The sequence below is a fragment of the Hoyosella sp. YIM 151337 genome, assembly GCF_026041215.1.
Lineage (GTDB): Bacteria > Actinomycetota > Actinomycetes > Mycobacteriales > Mycobacteriaceae > Hoyosella.
This window is the reverse complement of record NZ_JAPEIQ010000001.1, coordinates 16,339-43,338: the sequence shown is the minus strand read 5'-3', so window position 1 is coordinate 43,338 and position 27,000 is coordinate 16,339. Positions and strand designations below refer to the sequence as shown.

24 protein-coding genes are annotated in these 27,000 nt (G+C 62.5%); 10 read left to right on the top strand and 14 right to left on the bottom strand.

Annotated elements, in window-relative coordinates:
• Positions 1–29: 29 nt before the first annotated feature.
• The gene (locus ONR57_RS00195) at positions 30–2,210 is read left to right on the top strand and encodes a thiamine pyrophosphate-dependent enzyme (RefSeq protein WP_265120782.1); all 2,181 of its coding nucleotides are present in this window, start codon (positions 30–32) and stop codon (positions 2,208–2,210) included.
• Here ONR57_RS00195 and ONR57_RS00190 read toward each other — a convergent pair.
• Genes ONR57_RS00190 through ONR57_RS00180 form a run of 3 tightly spaced genes read right to left on the bottom strand, consistent with a single transcriptional unit; the run spans position 2,190 to position 4,041 of the window.
• Positions 2,190–2,618 carry a VOC family protein gene (locus ONR57_RS00190; protein ID WP_265120781.1) on the bottom strand — a complete coding sequence of 143 codons (429 nt, stop codon included), beginning with the start codon at positions 2,616–2,618 and terminating at the stop codon, positions 2,190–2,192. The two genes, ONR57_RS00195 and ONR57_RS00190, sit on opposite strands and share 21 nt — an antisense overlap.
• Positions 2,619–2,675: 57 nt before the next feature.
• Complete coding sequence (locus tag ONR57_RS00185; protein WP_265120780.1) at positions 2,676–3,398, bottom strand: type 1 glutamine amidotransferase domain-containing protein; 723 nt, start codon at positions 3,396–3,398, stop codon at positions 2,676–2,678.
• Between the two features lie 25 nt (positions 3,399–3,423).
• Complete coding sequence (locus tag ONR57_RS00180; RefSeq protein ID WP_265120779.1) at positions 3,424–4,041, bottom strand: TetR/AcrR family transcriptional regulator; 618 nt, start codon at positions 4,039–4,041, stop codon at positions 3,424–3,426.
• A gap of 123 nt (positions 4,042–4,164) precedes the next feature.
• Between ONR57_RS00180 and ONR57_RS00175 the strand changes: the two genes are divergently transcribed.
• From ONR57_RS00175 to ONR57_RS00165, 3 genes are read left to right on the top strand one after another with little or no spacing between them, the layout of a single operon-like run.
• Positions 4,165–5,052 carry an alpha/beta fold hydrolase gene (locus ONR57_RS00175; protein WP_265120778.1) on the top strand — a complete coding sequence of 296 codons (888 nt, stop codon included), beginning with the start codon at positions 4,165–4,167 and terminating at the stop codon, positions 5,050–5,052.
• Between the two features lie 8 nt (positions 5,053–5,060).
• Positions 5,061–6,125, top strand: coding sequence for a DUF6670 family protein (locus tag ONR57_RS00170; protein WP_265120777.1), 1,065 nt, complete (start codon positions 5,061–5,063; stop codon positions 6,123–6,125).
• A 43-nt stretch (positions 6,126–6,168) separates the two neighbouring features.
• Complete coding sequence (locus ONR57_RS00165; RefSeq protein WP_265120776.1) at positions 6,169–6,771, top strand: cysteine hydrolase; 603 nt, start codon at positions 6,169–6,171, stop codon at positions 6,769–6,771.
• 7 nt (positions 6,772–6,778) lie between these two features.
• On the opposite strand, the gene ONR57_RS00160 is transcribed toward ONR57_RS00165, so the two are convergent.
• A complete protein-coding gene (locus ONR57_RS00160; protein WP_265120775.1) occupies positions 6,779–7,429 on the bottom strand; it encodes a class I SAM-dependent methyltransferase in 651 nt (216 codons plus the stop codon).
• A 245-nt stretch (positions 7,430–7,674) separates the two neighbouring features.
• On the opposite strand from ONR57_RS00160, the gene ONR57_RS00155 reads away from it, so the two are divergent.
• Positions 7,675–8,580, top strand: a complete 906-nt coding sequence (locus ONR57_RS00155; protein WP_265120774.1) for an AraC family transcriptional regulator — start codon at positions 7,675–7,677, stop codon at positions 8,578–8,580.
• Here ONR57_RS00155 and ONR57_RS00150 read toward each other — a convergent pair.
• From ONR57_RS00150 to ONR57_RS00125, 6 genes are all read right to left on the bottom strand, one after another.
• Complete coding sequence (locus ONR57_RS00150; RefSeq protein ID WP_265120773.1) at positions 8,499–9,230, bottom strand: alpha/beta fold hydrolase; 732 nt, start codon at positions 9,228–9,230, stop codon at positions 8,499–8,501. The genes ONR57_RS00155 and ONR57_RS00150 overlap by 82 nt on opposite strands.
• Positions 9,227–10,591 (bottom strand): NAD(P)/FAD-dependent oxidoreductase, encoded by a 1,365-nt coding sequence (locus ONR57_RS00145; protein WP_265120772.1) that lies wholly within the window; start codon positions 10,589–10,591, stop codon positions 9,227–9,229. Before ONR57_RS00145 ends, ONR57_RS00150 begins: the two co-directional genes overlap by 4 nt.
• A gap of 132 nt (positions 10,592–10,723) precedes the next feature.
• Positions 10,724–11,170 carry a L,D-transpeptidase gene (locus tag ONR57_RS00140; protein ID WP_265120771.1) on the bottom strand — a complete coding sequence of 149 codons (447 nt, stop codon included), beginning with the start codon at positions 11,168–11,170 and terminating at the stop codon, positions 10,724–10,726.
• A gap of 141 nt (positions 11,171–11,311) precedes the next feature.
• Positions 11,312–13,402, bottom strand: coding sequence for a choline BCCT transporter BetT (gene betT, locus ONR57_RS00135; RefSeq protein ID WP_265120770.1), 2,091 nt, complete (start codon positions 13,400–13,402; stop codon positions 11,312–11,314).
• 5 nt (positions 13,403–13,407) lie between these two features.
• Positions 13,408–15,066 carry a choline dehydrogenase gene (gene betA, locus ONR57_RS00130; RefSeq protein WP_265120769.1) on the bottom strand — a complete coding sequence of 553 codons (1,659 nt, stop codon included), beginning with the start codon at positions 15,064–15,066 and terminating at the stop codon, positions 13,408–13,410.
• The gene (locus ONR57_RS00125) at positions 15,063–16,550 is read right to left on the bottom strand and encodes an aldehyde dehydrogenase family protein (protein WP_265120768.1); all 1,488 of its coding nucleotides are present in this window, start codon (positions 16,548–16,550) and stop codon (positions 15,063–15,065) included. Before ONR57_RS00125 ends, betA begins: the two co-directional genes overlap by 4 nt.
• 124 nt (positions 16,551–16,674) lie before the next feature.
• On the opposite strand from ONR57_RS00125, the gene ONR57_RS23245 reads away from it, so the two are divergent.
• Both ONR57_RS23245 and ONR57_RS00115 read left to right on the top strand, forming a co-directional pair.
• On the top strand, positions 16,675–17,262 hold the full coding sequence (locus ONR57_RS23245) for a TetR/AcrR family transcriptional regulator (RefSeq protein WP_265120767.1): 588 nt from the start codon (positions 16,675–16,677) through the stop codon (positions 17,260–17,262).
• A 79-nt stretch (positions 17,263–17,341) separates the two neighbouring features.
• Positions 17,342–18,823: a glyceraldehyde-3-phosphate dehydrogenase gene (locus ONR57_RS00115; RefSeq protein ID WP_374116359.1), complete on the top strand. Its 1,482-nt coding sequence runs from the start codon at positions 17,342–17,344 to the stop codon at positions 18,821–18,823.
• Here ONR57_RS00115 and ONR57_RS00110 read toward each other — a convergent pair whose 3' ends face one another.
• A complete protein-coding gene (locus ONR57_RS00110; protein WP_265120764.1) occupies positions 18,824–19,879 on the bottom strand; it encodes an alpha/beta hydrolase in 1,056 nt (351 codons plus the stop codon).
• A gap of 85 nt (positions 19,880–19,964) precedes the next feature.
• On the opposite strand from ONR57_RS00110, the gene dinB reads away from it, so the two are divergent.
• Positions 19,965–21,173, top strand: a complete 1,209-nt coding sequence (gene dinB / locus ONR57_RS00105) for a DNA polymerase IV (protein WP_265120763.1) — start codon at positions 19,965–19,967, stop codon at positions 21,171–21,173.
• On the opposite strand, the gene ONR57_RS00100 is transcribed toward dinB, so the two are convergent.
• Positions 21,174–22,334: an NAD(P)/FAD-dependent oxidoreductase gene (locus ONR57_RS00100; RefSeq protein ID WP_265120762.1), complete on the bottom strand. Its 1,161-nt coding sequence runs from the start codon at positions 22,332–22,334 to the stop codon at positions 21,174–21,176.
• Positions 22,335–22,397: 63 nt separating this feature from the next.
• Between ONR57_RS00100 and ONR57_RS00095 the strand changes: the two genes are divergently transcribed.
• Both ONR57_RS00095 and ONR57_RS00090 read left to right on the top strand, forming a co-directional pair.
• Positions 22,398–23,309 (top strand): cation diffusion facilitator family transporter, encoded by a 912-nt coding sequence (locus ONR57_RS00095; RefSeq protein WP_265120761.1) that lies wholly within the window; start codon positions 22,398–22,400, stop codon positions 23,307–23,309.
• 40 nt (positions 23,310–23,349) lie between these two features.
• A complete protein-coding gene (locus ONR57_RS00090; protein ID WP_265120760.1) occupies positions 23,350–25,446 on the top strand; it encodes an ATP-dependent DNA helicase RecQ in 2,097 nt (698 codons plus the stop codon).
• On the opposite strand, the gene ONR57_RS00085 is transcribed toward ONR57_RS00090, so the two are convergent.
• Positions 25,443–25,991, bottom strand: a complete 549-nt coding sequence (locus ONR57_RS00085; protein WP_265120759.1) for a dihydrofolate reductase family protein — start codon at positions 25,989–25,991, stop codon at positions 25,443–25,445. The genes ONR57_RS00090 and ONR57_RS00085 overlap by 4 nt on opposite strands.
• Positions 25,988–26,923, bottom strand: a complete 936-nt coding sequence (locus tag ONR57_RS00080; protein ID WP_265120758.1) for a helix-turn-helix domain-containing protein — start codon at positions 26,921–26,923, stop codon at positions 25,988–25,990. The genes ONR57_RS00085 and ONR57_RS00080 overlap by 4 nt, the downstream gene beginning before the upstream one ends.
• Positions 26,924–27,000 lie beyond the last annotated feature (77 nt).

Below are 27,000 nucleotides of genomic sequence, written 5' to 3'. Positions count from 1 at the left end.
TAGAAACGCTCATCCGAGGAGTCAGGCGCATGGCTGAACACGTCGACGAAAACTTCGTTGCGGCACTGTCTGCGATGACAGGACCGCCCGAAAGCGATCGCCACATGCGCGATCCGATCGTTCCCGGCGCCCCACTCACCATCGCGGACGTGCGAGAACTATTCGATTCGCAGATCGGTAATAGACACCTTGATTTGGCCGCGCGGGACCTGCGCGGACATGGTGTCGGCTTCTACACGATCGGATCGTCTGGACACGAAGGGAACGCAGCAGTCGCCAGAGCGGTCAGACTAACCGATCCTGCTTTGCTGCACTATCGTTCTGGTGCGTTCTTCATCGAGCGCGCACGCGAAGCCCACGGGAGTGATCCACTACGCGACATCCTTCTCGGAATGGTTGCGGCTGAGGCGGAACCTATCGCGGGCGGGCGCCACAAGGTGTTTGGCCGCTATGACCTGAACATCATCCCGCAAACTTCAACCATTGCTTCACACCTTCCCCGGGCTATGGGGCTGGCGTTTGCGATCGAGCGCGCCGCGCGGTTGCGTACCACGACCCTGTGGCCTCGCGACGCCCTCGTGGTGTGCAGTTTCGGTGATGCATCAGCAAATCACTCGACCGCACTTGGCGCGATCAACGCCGCTTTGCACACGGCATACCAGGGTTTGCCGATGCCATTGCTCCTCGTCTGCGAAGACAACGGCATTGGGATCAGCACGAAAACACCCGCTGGGTGGATCCAGTCGATGTTCAGCCAGCGTGCTGGTGCTTATGGGCTGCAATGCTTTTCGGCTGACGGCTGCGATGTCCTCGACACTTTCCAGGCCGCGTCAAGCGCAGCACGCTGGGTGCGCGACACCCGGCGCCCAGCGCTTCTTCATCTGCGAACCGTGCGGCTGATGGGGCATGCGGGTGCGGATTTTGAAGCGGCATACCGCAATCCCCATGAGATCGCCGCGGAACTCGCACGCGATCCCCTCATCGGCACTGCCCGGCTGCTGATCGAGAGTGGCGCCGCGTCACGGGAGTCGATCCGCGCCGCATATGAGCGGAAACGGGAGGCAGTAGCCCGCCTCGCCACCGAGGCGGCGGCATGCGCACAACTGCCCGATGCGGCCGCTGTGATGCGACCGCTGACGCTCACCGCACACGCAACGGTCCAGGCGGCCCCGGCAGACGACGGGCATGAAGCTGACGACACTCCACTTACGCTCGCCCAGGCAATAAATCGGGCCCTTGCGGAGGTGCTGCAGAAGTATTCTGAGACGCTCGTCTTTGGTCAGGACGTGGCACGCAAGGGTGGCGTCTACGGGGTGACGCGCGGGCTGGTCAAAGCATTCTCCCCCGCCCGTGTGTTCGACACCATTCTGGACGAACAGTCCATTCTGGGCCTGGCACTCGGTGCGGGCCTTGCAGGCCTGCTGCCGCTGCCGGAAATTCAGTACCTCGCCTACCTGCACAATGCGGCCGATCAGATTCGTGGCGAAGGTGCGACCCTGCAGTTCTTTTCCCAGCGGCAGTACCGCAATCCGATGGTCGTACGTGTCGCCAGCTTCGCCTACCAGAGGGGCTTCGGCGGGCACTTCCACAACGACAACGCCATCGGCGCGCTCCGCGACATTCCAGGCCTGATCATCGCGGTACCGGCGCGGCCAGACGACGCCGCAGCGATGCTCGCCGCGTGCGTGGCCGCCGCCCGGTCAGCAGGCGCGCTGTGCGCGTTTCTCGAGCCGATCGCGCTGTACCACGTCAAAGACCTGCACACCGACGGAGACGAAGGCTGGATCGCCCCCTTCCCGCGCGGAGCCACGGTCGAAGTCGGCCAGGCTCGAACCTACGGCAGCGGTTCGGCCCTGACTATTCTCACGTTCGGCAACGGGTTGCGGATGAGTTTGCGGGTCGCCCGGCGGCTGGATAGGGAGGGTACGGCCATCCGGGTGGTTGACCTGAGGTGGATCGCTCCCTTGCCTGTCGCGGACATACTTCGCGAAGCGGAAGCAACTGGAAAGGTGCTCATCGTCGACGAAACTCGCCGAACCGGCGGCGTCAGTGAAGGTGTCCTCGCACTCCTCGCGGATCACTCCTTCAGAGGCACGGCCGTGCGTGTGACGAGCGAAGACAGCTTCATCCCCCTCGGTGACGCGGCCGCGCATGTCCTCGTCACCGAGCCGGACATCGAGAAGGCAGCGCTAGGTCTTCTGGGCGGGTGAGGCCAGCGACCACACATGTCCGAAGGGATCCCGTACCTGACCGTAACGATCGCCCCAGAACTGATCGGCAAGTTCCATGATCACGGTCGCACCTGCGTTGACAGCACGTTTCCAGGCCGCGTCAACATCGGCAACGTCGAGGTGCAGGACGACGGGCGAGCCGCCGAGAGCCTCTGGCGTGCTTCCTTTGCCGTCGCCATACTCCGGGAAATCATCCATCAGCATGACAAGCCCACCGTTGATTGTCACCGCAGCATGCATCAAGCGGCCGTCTTCGCTGGGCATGCGGTGTAGCTCGACCGCGCCGAAAGCGGCCTTGTAAAAATCGATGGCCTCCGCTGCACCTTTGACGATCAGATGCGGCGCCACTGGTGGCATGGGGAAGTCGGTATTCGCGTTCTCCGTCATCGGGATCTCCTCTCTCAGCAAACCCGGCTGAGTTATTGACCCGACGCGACATCGCGATTAATCGCTACTGCCGGACTTTCCTCGCTCGGTCAGCGCGTTGATGATCTCACGCGCGAGGGGTGCCGATGACGCAGGATTCTGCCCGGTGAAGAGGTTGCGATCCACGACCGTATGCGATTGCCAAGGCTCGCCTTCCTGAAACTCCGCACCGATCCGGACGAGACGGTCTTGAAGCAGCCACTTTGCCTTGCCTGCAAGCCCGGCTTGCTTCTCTTCGGCATTGGTGAAGCCGGTTAGGCGGTAACCCTCGAACGGTGACTGGCCGTCGGACCCTGTGGCGGCGAGGAGCGCTGCCGGGGCGTGGCACACAACGCCGAGCGGTTTGCCGGAACGCAGCGCCTCGGTAACGAGCCTGCCCGAGTCCGCGTTAACCGCCAGATCCTCCATAGGCCCATGCCCGCCCGGATAAAACACGGCCGCATACTCGTCGAGGTCAATGTCTTCGAGACCGATAGGATTGTTGAGCTCGGCAAAGCTCTCGAGTTCGTGACGCACACGTTCCGCCCCTTCTTCACCCCCGTTTGCATCTGGGGCGAGGCTGGCCTGGTCCACGGGCGGAACTTGGGCTCCGGGCGTGGCGACCACGATCTCGAACCCAGCATCCTTAAAGGTCCGGTAGGGCACCACAGCCTCTTCAGCCCAGAAGCCGGTGGGGTGTTCGGTCCCATCGTCGAGTGTCCATTTGTCCGCGGCGGTCATGACGAAAAGAATTTTCTGCATACCTCCGACGGTAGCGCGCAAGTGGTCACGCCCCGCCTTGCGCGCTATTTCCCGTGATGGTGGCCACGAGGCGCTGGCAACGCTCGATCATTTCCCCGGCCGAGGTTTCCGGGTGCCGGAGCCACCAGTTCACGACCGCGCCCACCGTGCTCATCCACACATCCGTCAGGATTGACAAGTCGTTCGCATCGGTGCCGCCCGCAAACTCTCCGGCCGCGGCCACGCCCCGCGCCGCCTGCTGTGCGAGTCGGCGGCGGATCTGGCGAGCCGCGTCGTACGCGACACCATCGCGCGGGATCGTGCGATCGAAAATGACATTCCAATCGTGTGGCCTGGGGGTGAGCGCCTCGATGAACGCCCGCAGCGTATCTGCGGCGAGGCGCGCGGTTCCACCATCAGAATCGAGTGCCAGCTCGATACGGCCGCAGAGATTGTTCCCCGCGCGTTCAGCACAGGCGACGTATAAACCATCCTTGGATCCGAAGTACGTGACTATGAGTGGCTTCGAGATCCCGGCGGTGGCAGCAATCATCGCGAGCGACGTTCCGGCGTACCCCCGGTGTGCAAACTCCGCTGCCGCGGCATCGAGTATCTGCTGCTCCCGTTCGCGCCGCGGAACTCCCTTTGTGCCAGCCGTACTCATCACACACATCTAATCACTGCCCAGGGCACCTATTGACCACTTCGGTGCATGCCAGGTAATTTACCGACTGGTCATATCGAATCGAGCGGCACAACGGTGTGCTTGCCGAGAGGAGTGTGTGCGATGAAATCGTCACGCATAAACATCGTCGTCAACGACGACCTGGTATTCGACGTCATCGACTCCGGGCCGATCGACGGGGAGCCCCTTATTCTGCTGCACGGCTTCCCACAGACGGGGCGTTCCTGGTCGGGGGTCGCGACCCACTTGCACCGGCGCGGCTTCCGGACGTTCGCCCCGACCCAGCGCGGGTACTCTCCGTTCGCTTTTCCCCGCGGGCGCATTGCATACCGCATGAGCTCACTCGCGGGCGACGTAGTGGCGCTTATGAACGAAATCGCCGCACCGAGTGTGCACCTTGCAGGCCACGATTGGGGCGCAGCGGTGGCGTGGTCCCTGGCGTCGAGTCGGCCCGCACGGGTGCGCACACTCACCACCGTCTCGGTACCGCATACCGGAGCTTTCCTGCGTTCGATGCTCACGAGTGATCAAGTACTGCGTTCCTACTACATGGGCCTTTTCCAGATCCCCTGGGTGCCGGAACTAGTGCTACGCCGCAACCCCAGTATGTTCGCTCAGCTATTGCGGGACACAGGGATGTCACCGGAAGAGGTCAAGGACGTCAAGGAAGAGATTCTCGACAATGGCGCTCTCACTGGCGCAATCAACTGGTACCGCGCGATGCCTTTCGCTAATCCGCTGACTTTTGCTCGTAAAGTTTCGGTGCCGACAACGCACGTTTGGGGCACGAAGGATACTGCATTGAGCCGCCGCGGAGCCGAACTCACGGCCCGCTACGTCACAGGGGATTACGAGTTCGCGGAAATCCCAGGCGCCACACACTGGATACCCACACAGAACGCGGAAGCTCTCGCGGACATCATCACTCACCGGGCGATGAGCTTCCACGCGGCGTCAGCTGCATGTCCCGGCACAGCGCACGAGAACTGAGGACCCCAATGACACAGTGGCCACAAAAGTTCGCGGCGCGGTTGCTCCTCGATGGCCTCGCACCGCGGATTGACCAGCGCATTTCCGCATCAAAGATGCCGTTCAGCGCACCTGAAATACTGCGTCCGGAAGTGAATTCGCGACGCTGGGCGTCGACGCACTACGGTGTGTTCGTGCCGGAACTGCCCGCACCACATCGCTACCTGAACACGATGACGCTCATCGGGGCGACGGGCAGCATCTGCTTCGACAACGACTACCTCTGTTCCTCCGACGCCCGGCGCACCGCGACCGTGCTGTCGTCCACTGCCGCTCCCGGCCACCGTCACTACCGCGCGTACGACACGCACGCGGACTGTGCATTCGACGAAGATGGTTCCGCGCTCACGTGGGGTGACGACCTGACGCTTACCGCAAACTTCCCGAGCTTTACCGTCGACGCGCAGTATCCGCAATTCGCTGCCACGCTAACCATTACCGCGACTCACGCCGCGTCGTGGTTCGTGCGCAGCATGGTATGCGACCATCTGAGCCTACTTGCCACCTGCACTGGCGTGATCGAAGATGCAACCGGCACTACAGATATCGCCGGCTTGTGCACCGTCGAATACGCGCGCTACATGTCACCGCAAGCTCTCACCTCTCGCCCGCTTCCCGGCGCGCTCAAACTTCCCCTCGACTTCTTCACCTACCAAATCGTGAACCTGGACGAGACGACGCAGCTTCTCCTCACCGATGTGCGCGCCGCGGGCGTGACCGCCTGCCGGCTCGCGCACATCCGTTCACTTGACGGTGCCGCCACGGTTTACGAGGACGTCACGATGTCGGTTACCCGCTATCGAGGCGCCCCAGCCATCGATGAATTGGGGCGACCGATGCGAGTTCCAGAGCAGATTCACTGGATCGTTCGCGAAAACGGCCGTGCCGTCGTCGAGTTCACTGCAGACGTGGACTCGGAGCTGCGCTATGGCCATGGGCGCGGTTACGCCGGGGCTTACAGCTACACGGGTGCGTGGCTGAACAGACCGATCGCCGGATCGGGCTACCTCGAGTGGATCGACTGCGAGTCGTAACGCGGCTGTGGCACGTGGCGCGCGAGGGTGGCACGATACGTTTATGACGCTCGATCTCCAGCGCACCGCGATCCTCGGTTTGCACTGGCAAGTGAATGTGATCAAGCCCGACGGCTTCTTCGGGCCGATGCTTGCCGAACCCGTAGCCGCAAGTGGTGTGGTGGAACGCGCGTTCGCGTTCCACCAGGCAATGAGCAGCCTCGGCGTCGCCGTTATCTACACGCGCTTCACCATCCCCGAGGGCGAGGGCCTCCTGGTCCGCAACACAGACTTCATGACGGCAGTCGCCGGGAATCAAGCCGCCTTTCGGCCCGAATCGCCTGGTGCGCAGATTATTCCGGAGATGAGCGAATCGGCAGCCCAGCAGCACGTTGCTGATAACCAGAAGCTCTCCGGTCTCGCTGGCAGTGACGTGCCCGTCTGGCTGGAGGACTGGGGTGTCGACACAATCCTGATCACGGGTGTCGCCACGAACTTGACGGTCGAGCAGACCGCTCGCCATGGTACGGACCTCGGCTTCACGATCCATGTGATGAGCGACTGTGTCGCTGCCGCAAATCCGGAAGTCCATGAGGCCTCGCTGGCGAATCTTGAACTTGTGACCGCTGGCTGCCGATCCTCGAGCGAGGTGCTGGCCCTCATTTAGCGCGGCGTCAGCTGGCGCGAGCCTCAAAGAACGCGATATGACCAAGACGGGTGTCGCGCTGCGCTACTACGCGCACGTCCGTGAACCCCGCTTCCCGTAGTCGATCGGGAACTCCGTCACCGAGCTGATCTTGCACGTACGCGCTGCGATGACTCCGGCGCGCGAACCATCCTCGCGCGTGGTGAGTGTGCCCTGCGATGTCCATTACGTGCAGCGTTCCCCTTGGTTCGAGGACGCGACGTACCTCCGCCAGCGCTTCGGATTTCGCAGCGACTGGCAGATGGTGCAGCATGAAGGCCGACAGTACCCGCGTGAAGCTGGCAGTGCTGTACGGAAGCTGCTGTGCGAATCCGTGATCGAGTTCGACGGCGAGACGCTTGCGCGCGGCCTTCTTCCCGGCTCGTTTCAGCGCCCTGGGGTCGGGGTCGAGCCCGGTGAATTTCGCCGCCGGCTCTGCGGCGGCTGCGCGCAGCAGGAGGTTACCCGTGCCGCAGCCAATCTCGAGTACGCGCTCGCCAGGAGCGATACCTGCCTGGTCTAACAACTGTTGATGGTACTTTCCGATGCCGGTGAGGCGGCTGAAAGGATCATAGAGCGGGAGAAGCCAATCGTGACCAAACCCGGGTAGATAGTCACTCTGAGTGGGCGAGTGTGCCATCGTCATCTCCATTCTGGATTATTCTCCTGCCTGGATTTAGCCTAAAAGAGCTTCAAGAACGCGCATAGGCGCATATGTACGTATTATTTGGATGATTTTCCGGGAGGTGTAATGGCAACCAGGCGGTTCCGGAAACGAGCGGATGGCATCCCGGTCAGACGCGTGACCTGTGGTGATGGTTCTGCTGGTGGGGTGGTTGAGGCACCTTCGCCTACGAGGCGGTACCAGGCCATCCACCTGTCACCGTGGCCCGCTTCGAATCGCATTCCGGTGCACCGTACAGCGGCTCTCACGCACACGATTTCGTCGTTCTGTGCTATTTCGAGGCTGACGGCGGCACCGTCGCATCCGGCGGAATTGACCATCAGATTCGTGCAGGGGATGTCTGCGTCGTGACGCCAGGTCTGGTGATCTCCCCTTCGCAGCACCCTACGATCATGCCGGAGGGATGGATCGCATACTTCCCACCAGACGCGGTGCAAGCCCGCGACGTTGCGTCCTGGGGCGGATGGCGCGCGCACCCCCTTTTGAGCGCCTTCACAACCGGTGCCGAACAGGCCGCACAATGGCTTTCGGTCCCCCTCGAACAGCAACCCGAATGGTCCCGGCGGTTCGCTGACCTCGATCGTGAACTCTCCGAACGACGCGAGGAATACCACGACGCGGTCCGTGCCCACCTCGCACTGATTCTCGTCGCCTGTGCGCGGCTCGCACATGACGTCGCGGGCGGGCTAGCTTTGCGCAACGAAACCCTGCTCGCTGATGTGTTCGGTTACATCGACAACCACTTCAGCGAAGCGCTGTCGCTGCGCGATGTAGCGTCCGCGCTGGGCCGCAGCCCCGGCCATTTGACGACAGTCGTACGCAACAAGACCGGCCGCACGGTTGGCGAATGGATCCTCGAACGCCGTATGAGCGAGTCACGGCGGCTCCTCACCGACACCAGAGATCCGATCGACGAAGTCGCACGCGCAGTCGGCTTCCCCGACGCAGCGTACTTCTCCCGCGTCTTCCGCCGTCATCACAGCACCCCGCCGGGTGCGTGGCGCCGCGCGGCCCGGCAGTCGCCTCAGGAATTGCCACCACGCGGTGTTAGCGGCGCTAGCGTGTCCACTGCCTCCGCGACGATCGCCGCGAACTCCTCGGGATGAGTCGTGGGCAGATAATGCCCGGCCCGGCGAACGTGGCGCAGTTCCACGCCAGCCACCGCTGCGAAGCGCCGCTCGTGCAGGCGAAAATGGTCCAGCGTGCCGTTGACCAGCCACACTGGTCCCGAAAAACTGCGCAGCGCCTCAAGCACGTCAAAATCCGCGACCTCACGGACCACGTCTGGAACTGCCTCCGTGGCGATTCCGGCCGCCATGATCTCGTCTACGAGCGCCCCGCTCGCGAACCGGCTCAATAACGCGCGGCTGGCAGCCTCCCCGCCATCTGGCAGCCGCCGCAAGACGTGGTAACCGGCGAGAAACGGAAGCCCGAAGACTCGGTTCGGAATCGCCGTTGCCCCTGCGACGAGCATCCCTGCGAACCGCTGCGGGAAGCGTGCTGCCGCGGCGATAGTCATGTAGCCACCCAGCGAGTGACCAACAACGAGCGCCTGTCCCCCAACATGATCGATCGCCTCAGCGATGGTGTCGGTTGCGGCATCGACACTGAACTGGTCCCCCCGCCGGCTGCCATGTGCCGGGAGGTCCACAACTGCGGTACGAATGTTCCGTGCTTCGAGCAGCCGGACTTGATCAGACCATGCAGCACCGCTCACGCGGATGCCATGCACGAAAACGACTGGTGGCCGCGTCACGTGCCGATTTCCTTCTTTCGCTCCTCTACCTCTTCGAGCGCATGCCTGCCCATCATCCATTGCTCTGTGACGTTCAGTTGAGTGCGGGCGTTCGACACAAAGGCGAACAACCAGTAGAGAAGCGTGCTGTAGCGATTCTTGAACCCCACGAGGTAAAACAGGTGCACCGCTAGCCACATGAACCAGCCGACCACGCCCGTGACGGGCACCTTCCCCCCGATGACCCGCCCGACCGCGCTGTACTTGGACACCACCGCGATACTGCCTTTGTCCAGGTACTTGAACGGCTTACGCTGCGATGTCGACGCTCCTGGGTTGCTTAGCTCATCCTTGATGATTCGGCCAGCGTAGGTGCCGCTCTGAATCGCCGCCGGGGCGATACCAGGCACGTCATCGAGCGCCATCATGTCACCCACAACGAAGACGTTGGGATGCCCCTGGATCGTCAGGTCTGGGTTCACCTTGACCCGCCCGGCCCGGTCGAGTTCAGTGCCGGTCTGTTCGGCGAGGATCTTGCCCAGCGGGCTCGCGGAAACGCCAGCGGCCCAGATTTTCGTGTAGGCCGGCACGCGCTCCTGGTTCCCGTCCTTGTCCTTCACCACAAGACCGCGTTCGTCGATGTCGGTCACAAACGCATTGAGCACGACTTCGACGCCGAGCTTTTCCAGCCGTCGCTGCGCTTTACCTCCCAGTCGTTTGCCCATCGGCGGCAGGACTATGGGAGCCCCATCGAGAAGGACTATGCGCGCCATCGAAGGATCGATGTTGCGGAACGCACCGACCAGAGTTTGACGGGCCAGTTCGGCAATCTGTCCAGCCATTTCCACACCAGTCGGTCCAGCACCAACCACGACGAAAGTGAGCAGCCGTGCCTGCTCTTCCGGATCTTCGGAAAGCTCGGCGCGCTCGAACGCGGTCAAGATCTTGCCGCGCAGTTCAAGAGCATGGTCGATCGTCTTCATGCCCGGCGCAAACCGCGCGAAATGATCGTTCCCGAAGTAGGACTGCTCGGCGCCCGCCGCCACGATCAGACTGTCGTACGACGTCACTGTGGTGTGACCGGACGCTTCAGAACTCACCGTCTGGTTCGTGACATCAACGTCGACCACGTCACCCAATAACACCTGGGTGTTCTTCTGCTTCCGCAAGATGATGCGGTTCGGCACCGCGATCTCCCCAACGGAGAGGATGCCCGTCGCAACTTGGTAGAGCAGCGGCTGAAACAAGTGGTGGGTAGTCCGTGCAATCAGTGTGACGTCCACATTCGCGTGCTTGAGCTTCTGAGCGGCGAAAATTCCGCCGAAACCCGATCCGACAATCACAACATGATGGCGCGTCGATTGGGCGGGCTGACTTCCCATGGCACTTCCTCAACTCGTGAGCAACGGACCAGCGCGTGCAGTGCTTTCAGTGCTTTCGGTGCTCACCGTATCGAAACGCGAGGGGCCCACATGCGAGTACCACCGAATTGACGGCAGCCTCTCAACAGTCGATCACCACACAACCTGGACCGTGTCGCCAGGGTTAAGAGTGTAGAAGAACGTTTGTGCCGCCTCCCGGCTCAGCCGCACACAGCCACCCGACCCGGAATCTAGGGAGCCCTCATGGAACGCGATCCCGCCGTTGAAGAACACCGAGTACGGCATCGGAGCGTCATAAATCGTGCTCCAATGGTTGATGTTCTTGAAGGTCACCGAGAAGATGCCCGGCGGCGTTTCGTAACCGGGTTTCCCGTGCCGAACCGGCACTGGCCCGTACGTCACAAAACCGCCGTTCATCAGCCATGCCTGGTTCGTCGATAGTTGGACACACGCCTTCGCATAGGAAACACAAGGCGGCCAGATGGACTGCGGTACCTGGGCCGCAGCCGTCGGACCAAGCGTGAGAGCGATTGCCGCAACAACACCCGCCACGGCCGCCGCTAGCTTTCGGGTTATCATCGCCAACTCCCTCCGGAGTGCGCCACGGTTGGAGGCTGCGGCGCTGCAGCCTATCCGCCTTACTCCAGTATCGAACTGGCGTGATCATGTGGTCAAGATCGCCCTCTGCCCCTAGATATGGGGTCGGCACCCTTTGTGGTATTAGTCCGCCTGATCGTCCGGACGCGCGTCCGACGCGGGCAAGCCATGCCCGGGCAACACAGAGGCGTTCGCGGACTCCCGCTGCAAGCGCAAGAACTCCAAGTGCCGCTCGTACTGGTCCAAAATGTCGCCGATCAGCTGCGACTTGCTATAACCCATCACGTCGTAGCCCTGACTGCCCTCATTCAGATACACCCCGTATCGGTAATACGTTGCGTCCGATGAGCCGACGGCATACGGGGAGAACGTCGGCGTGGGATGCTGCTCCGGCCAGATGCAGTAGGCGAAATCTTCCTCGTCACCCATACCGACCTTCAACTCCAGGTGCGGCACACCGAGGGGCTCGACAGGCTCTTCCACTACGTCGGCCTCGCCGCCCTGGTTCCGGATTTCCTCCGCCACATCAGCGAAGGCGGGTCGTGCCGAATCCTCGATGAATCGGGCCACCGCGCGCTCACCCGGATAGGCCATGGCCCTGGCGATGCGCTGACGCCAGGTCCGCCCCGGGCCTAGCGGTTCGCTAGCCGTACGTTCAGAGAGCGACGTCGGCATGCTGGTGCGTGCCGCATCGTCGCGCAGACGCTCCACTCGCAGCGCCTTGTACAAGCCGAACATCACCAGGAACATCACAAAAGAGAACGGCAATCCCATGATGATCGTCGCGCTCGTGAGCGCATCTAGCCCGCCGACCAGGAGCATTGCGAGTGTCAAGAGACCTGTCGCTGCGGCCCAGAACACTCGGACCCAGCGCGACGCGTCCGTAGTCGGTGTTGCGAGGTGAGAGGTGAAATTACCCATCACGAGCGCCCCAGAGTCCGCGGATGTCACGTAGAACAACAGGCCCACGAAGGTAGCGAGCCCCGCACTGAAGGTCACGCCGGGGTACTGCGCAAGCAGTGAGTAGAACCCTTCCTCAGGGGCGTTCATTGCCGCCTCACCGAACTCTCCGTTGCCGCCACGAATGACGCCCAGCGCGGCATTACCGAATATCGACAAGAACGTCAGGGTGAAGAGGAACGGGATGATCAAGGTAGCGGCCACGAACTGCCGGATAGTGCGTCCGCGGGAAATCCGCGCAAGGAACAGCCCCACAAACGGTGCCCAGGCGATCCACCATGCCCAGAAGAAGAGCGTCCACGCGCCCAGCCACTCCGTCGGCTGATCGTACGCAAACGTGTTCAGCGTCATACCCGGGAAGCGGCTGACGTAGTCACCGACGTTCAGCACCCAACTATTGAGCAACCGAATCGGGTCATCCCAAATAACGATGTAGAGCATCAAAGCGATCGCCAGGATGACGTTGAGTTCCGACAGACGCCGGATGCCTTTGTCGACCCCAGCGACTGCGGACACCGTCGCCATCACGACGGCCACGGCGATGAGCCCGATCTGCGCGGCTGTACCCACCGGCACGTTGAACATGAAGTTCAGGCCATAGTTCAGCTGAATCACGCCGATACCGAGGGAAACCGCGATGCCGAAAATGGTGCCGATGACGGCCGCCAGATCGACGGTGTCACCAATCCGGCCGTGGATGCGCTTACCGATGATCGGGTACAGCGCGGAGCGGATCGACAGCGGCAAACGGTACCGGAACGCGAAATAGCCGAGTGCCATGCCCATCAGCGCGTACATGGCCCAGCCGGTAATGCCGTAATGAAAAAGCGTCCACGCGATTGCTTGCCGTGCCGCTTCGACAGTCTCGGGATCGCCCTCCGGCGGGGCAAGGTAATGGCTGACCGGTCCCGCCACCGAGAAAAACATCAGGTCGATGCCTATACCGGCGGCGAAAAGCATCGCACCCCAGGCGAAAAGACTGTACGCCGGCCGCGAATGCTGCGGCCCCAATTTGACGGTGCCGTATCGAGAAAGCGCGACGTACACCACGAAAATGAGGAACAGCGTTGCTGCCAGGAAGTAATACCAGCCGAACCCGGCCGAGATACAGCCGACGACAGTCCCGATCGCGTCTGACGCACCGGTAGGTGTGATGATTGCCCACACCGAAAGCGCAATAATCAAAGCGGACGAGCCGAAGAAAACTACACGATTTATCCGGTTCCGCTGAGTGCCCTGCTCGATGGCGGCCATGTTGGTCACCCTTCCTGATGGCGGTGCCGGTAGTACGGCACCGAGGACGGCTCCAGGGGTGTGTTTCCGAGAATGAGGTCGGCGGCCTTTTCGGCGAGCATCATTACTGGCGCATAGATGTTGCCGTTCGTCAGATACGGCATCGCAGATGCATCGACGACGCGCAAACCCTGCGTGCCGTGCACCTTCATCGAGTTGGGATCGACCACGGCCATGTCATCGACTCCCATTTTGGCTGTGCAAGATGGGTGATACGCCGTTTCCGCATCGCGCGCGACCCAATCGAGGATCTCGTCGTCGGTTGTGACTTCGGGGCCGGGCGAAAGCTCTCCGCCGTCGAACTCAGCGAATGCCGGTTGCTTCAGAATGTCGCGTGCAACGTGGATTGCTTCGATCCACTCTTTCCGGTCGTTCGGAGTGGACAAGTAGTTGAATCGAAGCGCCGGGTGCTGTTTGGGGTCTGCAGACTTGATCTTCACGCTGCCGCGCACGTCGGAGTACATGGGGCCGATGTGGACCTGGTAGCCGTGTTCGGCATCCACCGACGTGCCGTCGTAACGCACCGCTATAGGCAAGAAGTGGAACATCAGATTGGGGTAATCGACGGTGTCGTTTCCGCGCACGAATCCGCCGGCCTCGAAATGGTTAGTTGCCGCAGGACCCTTCTTGCTGACCATCCATTGCATACCGACTTTCGGACGGCTGCGTACTTTCAGCACCGGGTTGAATGAGATCGGTTTCGTGCACGCGTGCTGGACGTATACCTCAAGGTGGTCCTGCAAGTTCTCCCCAACGCCGGGCAGCGCATGGACGGCCTTGATGCCGTGCGGTTCAATGTCTTTCGGATTCCCCACTCCAGAAAGCTGCAGGAGCTGCGGGGTGTTGATTGCGCCGCCGGAAAGGATGACCTCGCCGCCGAACACTTTGCGCCGGGGCCCGCCGGGGCGTTTGTACTCGACACCGATTGCCCGCTTACCGTCGAACAGGATACGCGTGGCCTGGCTGAGGGTGCGCAATGTTAGGTTGGGCCGTGCTCGTACAGGGTGGTAGTACGCACGCGCCGAGGACCACCTGCGCCCTTTCCGGATGTTGCGGTCGAACCGTGCGAAGCCTTCCTGCCGGTAGCCGTTGACGTCCGAAGTGAGATCGTAGCCCGCCTCTTGCGCAGCTTCGAGGAAGGCGCTGAACAGTGGGTTTTCCGCTTCGCCTCGTTCCAGCCAGAGTGGTCCGCCCTGGCCGCGCCAATCGTCGGCGCCAGCTGTGCAGTGTTCCATCCGCTTGAAGTACGGCAGGCAATGCGCGTAGTCCCAGTTCTCCATCCCGGGATCAGCCGCCCAGCGCTGGAGGTCCATGGGGTTGCCGCGCTGAAAGATCATGCCGTTGATCGAACTCGAACCACCGAGGACCTTGCCCCGGCCGTGGGAAACCCGGCGCCCGCCCATGTACGGTTCAGGCTCGGACTCGTAGCACCAGTCGTAAAGCGGATTGCCTATCACCATCGTCAGCGCGGCGGGCATGTGGATAAAGAGGTCCCAGCTCCAGTCTCGGCGCCCCGCTTCGAGCACAAGCACTTCATTGCTGGGATCTTCAGACAAACGATTCGCCAGTACGCAGCCAGCGGATCCGCCGCCCACGATGATGTAGTCGTACTGCTTGGCTTTCATTTGTTACCTCCTGCGCCCTTGAACCACCGCATCGGTGCGGGAGCAATGTTCTGGTAGATGTGCTTCGCTTCGCGGTACTCATCGAGACCGCTATGGCCGAGTTCCCGGCCTATTCCTGACTTGCCAAATCCGCCCCATTCCGCCTGTGGGAGGTACGGGTGGTAGTCGTTGATCCAGATGGTGCCGTGCCGCAGCGCGGCAGCGACGCGCTGTGCGCGGGAGGCATCATTCGTCCACACCGCGCCCGCGAGTCCGTATTCTGTGTCGTTCGCGAGCGCGATCGCCTCCGCTTCGGTGCGGAAACGCTCCACACTGACGACGGGCCCGAAGACCTCCTCGCGCACAATCGTCATGGCATTGGTGCAGTCAGCGAACACAGTGGGCCGCAGGAAATATCCGGCCTGCAAGTCAGGGTCTGCGGGGCGAGACCCGCCAGCCACTAGGCGTGCGCCTTCCGCTCGCGCGGAGGCGATGTATCCCTCAACCTTGTCACGGTGCTCTGCAGAGACGAGCGGACCGCTTTCAGTATCCTCGGCGAGGCCGTTGCCAAGCCGGATCAGATCTGCCCTGCGGCCGAGTTCGGCCACAAAATCGTCATGGATCGCATCCTCGACGATCAGCCGTGAGCCCGCCGAACACACTTGCCCCGAATGGAAAAATGCGGCCGCCAGAGCGTAGTCAACCGCGGTGTCGAAGTCGGTGTCTGCGAACACCACGTTGGGGTTCTTTCCACCGAGCTCGAGGGCGATTTTCTTGACGCCCTCCGCTGCAGTAGCCATGATTCGCTGCCCGGTGGAAAGCCCCCCGGTGAACGAAACCAGGTCTACGCCGCGATGGCGCACCATCGCGTCGCCCACTTCAGCGCCGCTGCCGAGGACGAGGTTAACCACACCTTTGGGCACGCCCGCCTCTTCGATAATTCTGACAAGGTGGACCGTCGACAGCGGAGTGACCTCACTGGGTTTGATCACCGCCGTATTGCCCGCGGCGAGCGCCGGGGCAAGCTTCCAGGACATCTGCAACAGCGGGTAGTTCCATGGCGCGATCATCGCGCACACCCCCACCGGCTCATACACAACCCGGCTGACGGCGGTGTCACTGCCAGTATCGATCATCCGGCCGGCATCGGCGTCGGCGAGGTTCGCGTAGTACTCGAAGACGGCGGTGACATCGTCGACATCTGTACGCGCTTCAGCGAGTGTCTTACCGGTGTCGAGGGTTTCGGTGTGAGCGATGTCCTCTTTGTCGCGCTGAAGATATGCGGCGATAGTGCGCACGATTTCGCCACGTTCTCGCGCTGACGTGCGGCGCCAGGGCCCAGTATCGAACGCGTGCCGGGCGGCTGACACGGCGAGATCAACGTCGGCAGCAGATGCTTCGGCGACCGTAGTCAAGACGCTGCCATCGAAGGGATTGAGGACCTCCCGTCCCTCCGAAGCGAGTGCTGGGGAAACCCAGCTTCCGTTGATGAAGAGATCGTTCATAGCATCGGATCCTTAGTTCAATCGTGAATCGAATGTGTGAAGCAGGCCACTTTGAATGCTATGTGGACGAACGTACACTACTTGTGTACTGGCGTCCATATATCCGCTGAGATAGTTTTGAGGTGTGCACCGAGCGAAACCGGAGGCCGCGCGGCGCCGCCAGCGCGGCCCCACCGATCCGGACCGTCCTGACCGCATCGTGGAGGCGGCGATCACTGTCGTGGCCGAACAAGGCATCACCGCGCTGACGCACCGCCGCGTCGCGGCGGCGGCGGGAGTACCTCTAGGGTCGACGACGTACCACTTCGCGACGCTGGATGACCTGCTCCGGGCAGCCCTGGCCAAAGCCGCCGATCGGAGCGTGGCGGAACTGCGCGCGTGGGAAGAATCACTCGCGCCCGGCGCGGATCTAGCGGCAGCCCTTGCTATCTTTGTCGTTCACTCAGTGCGCGAATCCCGCAGCAGCACGATGGCTGAATACAACCTCTACGCGCTCGCACTGCACCGTCCACAGTTGCGCGAGGCCGCGGTCGACTGGGACCGCGCACTCGCGGAAGTCCTTGGCAAACGCACTGATTCAGTCACCGCTCATATGCTCGGTGTGCTTCTCTGCGGACTCCAGATGCAGTCCGTTCTTTCGGATGAGCCCCCGAGCAGCGAGCACGTCGAAGACCTTCTCAGGCGAGCCCTCGAAGGTCCGCCCACACAGTGAAGCACTGTGAAAGTGGTTACAAAGCCGGCAACCGCCGATAAGTCCGTTTCCCCGGCTCAAGTACGCTCATCTGCGGAGTATGCCCCGGTCATACGGCCTGGGCGCAAACGTTCACTATGGAGGACCGGCTGTGACTGATGCTTTTGGAAACTGGCAGCGCCGTGAAGAGCTCGCCGAGGCAATGATTCCGATCATCGGTCAGCTGTACCGGCGCAAGGATGTCACGATCCTCGTGCACAGTCGTTCGCTCGTCAACAAGTCGGCGGTGCAAATCCTCAAGGTCCACCGTTTCGTGCGCCAGATCGAAGACGCCGAACTTGCGATCGAAGACAGCTTCCCCATCCTCAGGACAGTAGCTGAACTCGACCTTGGACCGTCGCGTATCGACATCGGTCACCTCGCGATGGCGTATAAAAAGGACGCTGGCGGACTCTCCATCGAAGAGTTCACGCGCCGGGCCGTCTCTGGAGCGCTCGCCAGCGAGAACGTGCGCAAGTCCGCCCCGCGGGATGTGGTTCTGTACGGCTTCGGCCGCATCGGCCGCTTGCTCGCTCGCCTGCTCATCGAGAAGTCCGGCTCCGGTAATGGGCTGCGGCTGAAGGCGATCGTGGTCCGCAAGGGCGGTGCGAATGACCTTGTCAAGCGTGCCTCGCTGCTACGCCGTGATTCGGTGCATGGGCACTTCAACGGCTCTATCCATGTCGATGAAGCCAGCGAAACGATTGTCGCGAACGGCAACACCATCAAGGTCATCTACAGCGACGATCCGAACACCATCGACTACACCGACTACGGCATTAACGACGCCGTCCTGATCGACAACACGGGCCGGTGGCGGGATCGCGCCGGACTATCACAGCACCTGCGCCCTGGCATCGCGAAAGTCATCCTCACCGCCCCAGGCAAGGGCGATGTCAAGAACATCGTCCACGGCGTCAACCACCTCGCCATCGAAGATGATGACAACATCATTTCCTGCGCGAGCTGTACCACAAACGCGATCGTTCCCGCACTCAAGGTCATCAATGACCGCTACGGCGTCGACTACTGCCACGTCGAGACGGTGCACTCATTCACCAACGACCAGAACCTGCTGGATAACTTCCACAAGGGCAACCGCCGCGGCCGCTCCGCCCCGCTGAACATGGTTCTCACCGAAACAGGTGCAGCCTCAGCGGTGTCGAAAGCGCTTCCTGAACTTGATGGGAAGCTCACCGGCTCGTCGATTCGCGTCCCGACCCCTGATGTTTCGATCGCGATCCTCAACCTGACCCTCGACAAAGAGACGACCCGCGACGAAATGGTCAGCTACCTTCGCGAGGTATCGCTGGCGTCGCCGCTGCAACGGCAAATCGACTTCATCGCCTCACCTGACACCGTGTCGACCGACTTCGTCGGCTCACGCGCGGCGTGCGTTGTCGACGCTGAGGCGACAATCGTGAACGGTAACCACGCTGTCGTCTACCTGTGGTACGACAACGAGTTCGGCTACTCCAGCCAGGTCGTGCGCGTGGTACAGCACGTCACTGGGGTCCTCTATCCCAAGTTCCCCCAGGCCTGATCACTGTCGAAGTAGCGGGCGGAGTGCGTCGCGGACCCTCTCGAAGGCAATCGCTTCTTCCTTGTGCACCCCGGGAAAGAAATAGAAGCCATGCGGCATTCCTTCGGGGTAGTACCCATCGACGCGTCCGCCCGCCGCTTCCACACGCTCAGCGAACGCACGTGCGGAATCGACGATCGGATCGTGGGTGCCCGTCGCAATAACGGTGAACGGGTACCCCGTCAGGTCTCCTTCAATCGGGCTGGCCCACGGGTGCGACCAGGGTGTGTCCGGGAGGTACGCGCCACGGATAAAGCCGAAGAATGCAGTGTCGTAGACGATCCCGCGCGGCGCCATGCGCTGAAATGATTCCCAGCGCTCACCGTGGAAGTCGGTGAACGCGCCGAGCAAGATAGCGGCGTCGGGCACGCGCACGTTCTCGTCGCGGGCCCGGAGCGGAATCGCGGCGGCGAAGTTCGACCCCGCGGAATCCCCGCCCACCACGATCCGGCTCGCGTCGCCACCGAGACGGTGCGCGTTCTCGGTGACCCACTGGTAGACGCCCATCGCGTCGTCTAGCCCGGCCGGAAACGGAAACTCCGGTGCCAGCCGATAGTTCGCCGACACGACCACAGCATCATTGTCGAATGCCAGCCGGCGCGCGATGAAGTCGGTGTCTTCCGAGGATCCAACCGTAAAGCCCCCGCCGTGGTAGTAGACGACCACTGGCAGTCGCGCTTCGGGCGGCGCAGCGTGCGGCCGGTAGATCTGGCAGCGCGCGACACCGCCTTCGATTGGGATGTACACCTCATCGACGTCGACGCCGGGTACTGCCTCTGCACCCGTCGGCGGGACCAGACTAGGGTCCGGCTTGGGATGGTCAGTGCCGATGTACCCGGTTCGGACCGGTTGAATCATCATGTCGCGCAATGCGACGGGCTGGCGGTTGTTAGCGATGACACGGTACATGGGCATAGCCGGATCATTCGGATCGATGAAGCTCAGCCCGTCAATTGTGCGCGGCGCGGTGATATCAGTAAGGCCGGCTGGAATAGTGCGAAGAGCGGGATCCACCATGAACAGAGTCTACGGAGTGTAGCAGCTGACACGCCGGTTTTGTGGTTTGTGAGGCCCGAAAACTGTCAGACCCACATGCGAACATATGTTCGTGTCCAGCGGGCAGCCTACTATCCTTCATGCGGATCTCGATTCGTTCTACGCGTCTGTCGAGCAACGCGATAACCCGCGCCTCCGCGGCCGGCCTGTCCTCGTGGGCGGCGGCGTGGTGTTAGCTGCAAGCTACGAAGCGAAAGCGCGTGGCGTGCGGACCGCCATGGGCGGCGCGCAAGCAAGGTATCTCTGTCCGGATGCGATCGTCGTGCCACCACGAATGTCGGCGTACGCGGCGGCAAGCCGGGCGGTGTTCGGCGTTTTCCGGAACACGACGCCGCTCGTCGAAGGGATTTCGATTGATGAAGCTTTCCTCGACATCGGTGGCTTGCTCACAATCGCCGGTCCTGCGGAGCGCATCGCTCACAAACTGCGCGCCGATGTGATGCGGGAGGCCGGGCTGCCGATCAGCGTTGGCGCCGCGGGCACAAAGTTTCTGTCCAAAGTGGCCAGCGCGTGTGCGAAGCCGAACGGGTTACTCGTCGTTCCGGTTGGCAGCGAACTCGAATTCTTGCACCCGCTTCCCATCGAGCGCCTTTGGGGCGTCGGTAAAGTCACGTCCGCTAAGTTGCGGCGTTACGGCATCACCACGGTCGGCGACATCGCGCGCACAGGCGAAACAGAACTTGCGCTCGTGCTCGGCCGCGCAAGCGCGCGGCACCTGTACGCCCTCTCATGCGCGCGAGACCCGCGCCGCGTGCAGCCGCGTCAGAAGCGGCGCTCTATGGGGGCGCAGCGGGCACTGGGCAGAGGTGAGCACAGGCCTGAGGATCTCGACGCCGCCTTAATGATGCTCGTCGACCGGGTGTGCCGGAGAATGCGCGCTGCAAACCGGACCGGGCGCACAATTTGCCTGCGGTTTCGGTTCGCCGACTACACGCGCGCCACGCGATCGCACACCTTGCCGCAGCCAACCGCCGAAACCGCAAGCGTGCTGGCTGCGGCGCGAACTATCCTTTCCAGCGCCAGGCCGCTGATAACGGCTCGGGGTCTCACGCTGATCGGCGTCGCGATCGGAAACCTCGACACGCGCGACGGGACTCAGCTGACGCTGCCGTTCGGCGACCACCCGGAAGATGACCACAAGCTGCTCGACGCCGCCGTGGACGGTGTGTGGAACCGATTCGGCAAAGCCTCCCTCACGCGGGGCGCGCTGCTGGGCAGGGATCCAGGAACCTCCGTGCCGCTACTGCCCGATTGATTATTCGAACCACTCAGACAAGCGCTGCGATTCCCACTGTTGCTTCGCAGCGAACGATGCCGCATCTGGCGCGCTCAAGACCACGTCCGGACGCGGTTCAGCATAGAAATTCCCCTCGACGCGCGCCACCTTTCGGCCAGGCAGTTCGAGGAAGCAGTAACCATGGCCGTCGAACTCTGCACGCGAGCCGCCGATCAGATCCGCAGCCAGGTTGGTTGCGGCCACTCTGCCCTCGGCCTCAGCGAACACGCCCGCTTTCGGCAGCTGCGCGTTTGCGGTGGGCACCAGAGTGCAGTCCCCCGCCGCGTAGATGCGGTCGAAAGACGTCGCGAAAGTGCGGGGATCAGGCTTGATCCAGCCCCCGTCAGCAGCAAGCTGACTCGAGGCGACAACCGGCGGCGGTGCGGCTGCTGGCACGCCGGCGATGAGTGAGCCCCGCAGTTCCTCGCCGTTGCCGAAGCGGATCGTCCCATCTGAGTCGATGTCCTCCACCTTGTGTTCGGTGAGAACCCGCACGCCGCGCGCTTTTAACTGCTCGGAGAGGAAATGGCTAGCGTCTGGACCCGCCACCGGCAACGTGATCGGCTGCGGCGTCGACACCACAAGATCGACTCGGTCGCGGCATTCGCGCTGCCGCAGCCACTCATCGACGATCAGTGCTGCCTCAAACGGCGCGGGCGGGCACAGGTACGGCGCCCCAAGAATGCTGATCACGACGGTGGCGTTCTCGTCAGCACCTGTCTCCGCCGCGGCCAGCAGTGCCTGTTTCAGGCCTGGCAGCGCCTGCGCGCTGTACACGTTGTGCACACCTGTCCCGAAGAACGTCGCGTGCTTCGCCGGGTGGGTCGCGCCGAGCGCCACGATCATTCCATCCGCAGTGAATGCACCTGCGGAAGTCTCCACCGAGCAGGCCGACGCGTCGATCGCCGTAATCTCCGCATTGACGTAACGGATGCGATGGTTCTCCAGGCTGCTCAGCGATCGGGTACCCTCCGCAAGCGGACGGACGTCACCAAGCTCCCAGAGCTTCGCGAAACCAACGAAGAACGTGTCGCTCGCCGCGATAAGTGTCACCTCATCATCCGCTGATAACAGGTTCCGCAGCTGGTGCGCTGCGGCCACGCCCCCAAAGCCGCCACCAAGCACTAACACATGGACCATCGCAACCTCCTTGTCGATGCCGACTCCGTCGACGCTACCCCGGACGCAGTAATCTGACCGGCGATGAACAATTCACGGATCGTCGCGCGCCTCATTCTGCTATCGATTTGGGCGGCCCTTTTCTGGGCAGTCCTCGCGATCGTGTGGGGCCTCGCCGTGAGCTCCCAGATGATCGTCTTCGACGGCCTCTACTCCCTGATCAGCGTGCTGCTTTCGCTGCTGTCGCTGCTTGCCTTCCGCGTCATCAAGCGCGGCGAAAGCAAACGTTTCCCCTTCGGCCGTGATGTTCTCGAACCACTCACCATCATCGTCAAAGCCGTCGCGATTGGTGCGCTGTGTGTATACGCGCTGACGGTCGCGGTCATGGACCTGCTCGCTGGCGGCCGGGAAATCGATGCTGGGTGGGCCGTCGTCTACGCCGCCGCGGCCACTATCGGCTGCGGCGCGATCGCCATTTACCTCAAGCGCAAGCAGCGCAGCACGCACTCAGGCCTGGTCCGTGCAGAAACTGCCCAATGGCTGATGGACACCTACCTCAGTGCGGGTGTACTCGCAGGGTTTGTCATCGCGGTGATCCTTCAGCGGATGGGATACGAGACGGTGGCAAACTACATCGATCCCGCAATGGTCGCTCTCGTGTGCCTGCTGTTCCTGGCCATGCCGATGCGGCTGTTCGCTCAGGGCCTTCGGGAGGTCCTCCAGATGGCGCCACCGAGTCATTTGGAGGATCGTGTTCGCGCAGCCGTGGATCGTGCTGAGGCTGAACACGGTTTCATCGACTCGTACCTGCGCAGCACAAAGGTGGGCGGCCAACTCGTCGTGGAGGTCGACTTTGTCGTCGGTCCGCACACCTCGGCGCGAACCGTAGAAACGCTCGATGTAGTCCGTGAAATGATTTCTGAGGAACTGTCCGATCTCGGATTTGATCTCTGGCTGACCGCGTCGTTCACGGCCGAGCGCCGCTGGGCGGAGTAGTACCTTGCCCCATGCAAAAATGTCAGACCGCTAAGGCACTATGGAGACCATGTCGGCGGACCTCAAAGCGCGTGCCCAAGCGTTACTCAGCGACCTCGCCGGTCCCGCCGCGAAACTCCGTGAGGACCAGTGGACCGCGATATCGGCGCTCGTTGCAGAACGCAGGCGCGCGCTTGTGGTCCAAAAGACCGGCTGGGGCAAATCCGCGGTGTACTTCATCGCAGCTAAGCTGCTGCGCTCAATGGGCAGCGGGCCGACGGTTATCGTCTCACCGCTCCTAGCACTGATGCGGAACCAGGTCGCTGCGGCCGAGCGTGCAGGCGTGACGGCAGCCACCATCAACTCCGGGAACATCACAGAGTGGGACGGCATACACAGTCAGGTCGCCGCCGGGGCCCTCGATGTGCTGCTCGTGAGCCCCGAGCGCCTCAACAATCCAGACTTCCGCGATAACGTGCTCCCGCATCTCGCGAACGATGCGGGCATGGTGGTCGTTGACGAGGCACACTGTGTGTCCGACTGGGGCCACGATTTCCGGCCAGACTACCGGCGGATCCGCAGTCTCCTCGGTGAGCTTCGGCCCGGCACGCCGGTGTTAGCGACAACTGCGACGGCGAACAACCGCGTGGTCACTGATATCGCCGAGCAGCTCGGCATCGGTGCGGACACAGAGACGCTGGTCCTGCGGGGCGGACTGGACCGGGAATCCCTGCACCTCTCAGTTCTTAGCCTCGGCCCTGGCAGCAGACGCGCGGCGTGGCTTGCGGAATACCTGAACTCGCTGCCCGGGAGTGGAATTATCTACACCCTTACGGTGTCCGCTGCGGACGACCTGGCCGTGCTCCTTAAGGAGCACGGCTACGAGGTAGCCGCCTATACCGGTCGCACGGATGCTACCGAGCGCGAAATTCTGGAGAAAGAACTTCTCGAGAACAAGGTCAAGGCGCTCGTCGCAACGTCGGCTCTGGGCATGGGGTTCGACAAGCCAGACCTGGGCTTCGTCGTGCACGTCGGTGCGCCGTCATCGCCCATCGCCTACTACCAGCAGGTCGGCCGGGCTGGGCGGGCCGCGGACCGCGCCGAGGTTCTCCTGCTGCCTGGTCCCGAAGACAAAGACATCTGGAACTACTTCGCTTCCGTAGCGTTCCCGGCCGAGGGCGTTGTTCGCACGATCCTGCGTGCCCTCAACCCGGGGCGCGCCCAGTCGACGCAGGCTCTTGAACCGCTTGTCGACCTCCCGCGCAACCGGCTTGAGATGGTGCTGAAAGTGCTTGACGTCGATGGTGCGGTGCAGCGCGTCAAAGGCGGCTGGATTTCAACCGGGGAAGACTGGAGTTACGACGACGAGCGGTACACACGTCTCGAGCAGGCTCGATCGGCGGAACAACAGTCGATGGTCGAGTACACCGCCACCGTACTGTGCCGCATGGAGTTTCTCCGGCGACAGCTCGACGATCCGAAGTTAGACGCTGCCCCCGCGCCGTGCGGCCGCTGCGACAACTGCTCCGGCCCGCGCTTCACCGCGAACATCAGTGCAGAAATGGCTGCCGCGACGGACGCGCGCTTATCGCGCCCTGGCGTCGTGCTCACGCCGCGCCGGCAGTGGCCGTCCGGGCTCGCCAAGCTCGGAGTTCCGCTGTCAGGGAAGATTGATGGGCCCGCCGAGCCAGGTCGCGCTATCGGCCGCCTCAGCGATCTCGGGTGGGGCCAGCGGTTACGGTCGCTACTCGAGCAGCCTGACGGTCCCGCGCCGGACACTGTCGTGGACGCGACTGTCGAGGTACTGAAAGCGTGGGATTGGGCGCAGCGCCCGCGAGCGGTCCTCACGCTGCAGTCCCCCACACACCCGATGCTCAGCGCGTCACTCGCGGCTCGCGTCGCAGAACTCGGCAGACTGACAAATCTCGGTGTGCTGGCAACCCGCCCAGACCATGTCTCAGTGACCGCTCACAACTCGGCGTACCGGGTCGCCGGGCTGTACGGCGCGTGGACGGTGCCTGAGGGGCTGCCACCGGGGCCAATTCTGCTCGTCGACACGCTCACTGACAGTGGCTGGACGTTCACTGTCGCAGCGCACGCGCTGCGCGCCGCCGGTGCTGATGCGGTGCTGCCCTTCGCAATTGCCGCGGTCAGCTAGCGCACCACCGAGTAACGCGCGCACATGAACTCACCGTTGCGAGCGACCTCTTCCGGTTTCAGCTCCAGTCGTCGCGGCAGCAGCGGCTTACCTGCACCAAGCGTCACGGGCGCGATATACAGAATGATCTCGTCGAGGAGCCCTTCATCCGCGAACTGGCCTACCAAATCTCCCCCACCCGCTACCCACACATTCCGGCCGTTGGCCGCCGACACCATCTCCGTATGGACTGACCGGACGCTGTCGCGAACGAACCGGATATTCGCCCCCGGTACGACGGACAGGTTGCGGTGGGTGAAAACCCAGCATGGAATCTCGTAAGGCCAGCGCCATTCGGACGGTTCCTTGTCTGCGAATTCGTAGTCAACGATCCACTGGTAGGTGGTAGCGCCCATAGCCATCGCACCGACATTGGCGAAGAAGTCGGCGTAGTTTAGCGGGCCCGTCTCTTCCTGGTCCCGCGTGAGAAGCCAATCCAGTGAATCGTCGCTGGTTGCGATGAAACCGTCGAGACTTGTTGCTGTGTAGAACTGCGTCATGCTCATAGCTCGTGCCTTTCGTGTGCCGGCTGGTGCCGTTGATGCAGCCACATGATGGGATCGCCGTCATCGGCAGCGACGCCTGCGCTGTGCAACATCCGGCGCAATACCTGGCGCCGGTACGCAGAAAACGTCAGCACATGGCTGATGACGCTGCCGAGAATGAAGCTTTCGGGCGGGTCGCACAGCGCGTCGATCAGAACGTCGCCCCAGCGTCCTTCCTCGGAGATCCGGCTGACAGCACCGAGCCAGCGGGGCACGACAGCTTCATGGCGGGCGACCAGCGTTGCGACGTCACGACCGGTCCGCGCGGGAGTATCACACCCATCGATCGATGCCAGCCAAATCTCCTTGGACCATACGATGTTGTCCAGAACAGCAGCTATCGACTCCTCAGGGCCGTCAAAAGATAGGACCACGTGTCTCGGCAGCATCGGACGGGTGAAATCCTGCGCAGAAACCTTCCCGGCGAGTTCGAGCAGATACCGTGTGTCATCGACGTCGTGGTGTACCAGCAGAATTGAGGGTTCCATGCTCGTCCCTGTCTTTTCCGGCGCATCGACCCACAGCGACATGGGCGGATGAAAGTGGATACCATTCGGCGCGGGCAGCCAGTACGTCGTGAGTTCCCGCGCCGAGCTCGGGGGGCGGCCATAGGCGCGGGAGAACGCACGTGAGAACCCTTCGACCGTGTCATATCCTTCGCTCAGCGCGACCTCTGTGACACTTTCTCCCTGGCCAATCCGCCACGCTGCGCGTTCAAGTATCACTCGGCGCCGCAACGCCACCGGCGACTCGTACGTCCCTAACCGAACCTGGCGGCTGAAATGAAATGGCGACGCATATGCGCGCCGCGCCATATCGTCGCGTCCCTCAGCCGTGTCCGCCAGCACTGCGTCAAGCAGTTCACGGACGCGGTCGCGCGGCATTTCTGTCATGTCCTCAGTATCAGCGCCGTCCCGTCTCTGCCGCTTGATAGTTTGTGCTGTCAGCCCGAGCCGTGCTGCAGCTAACC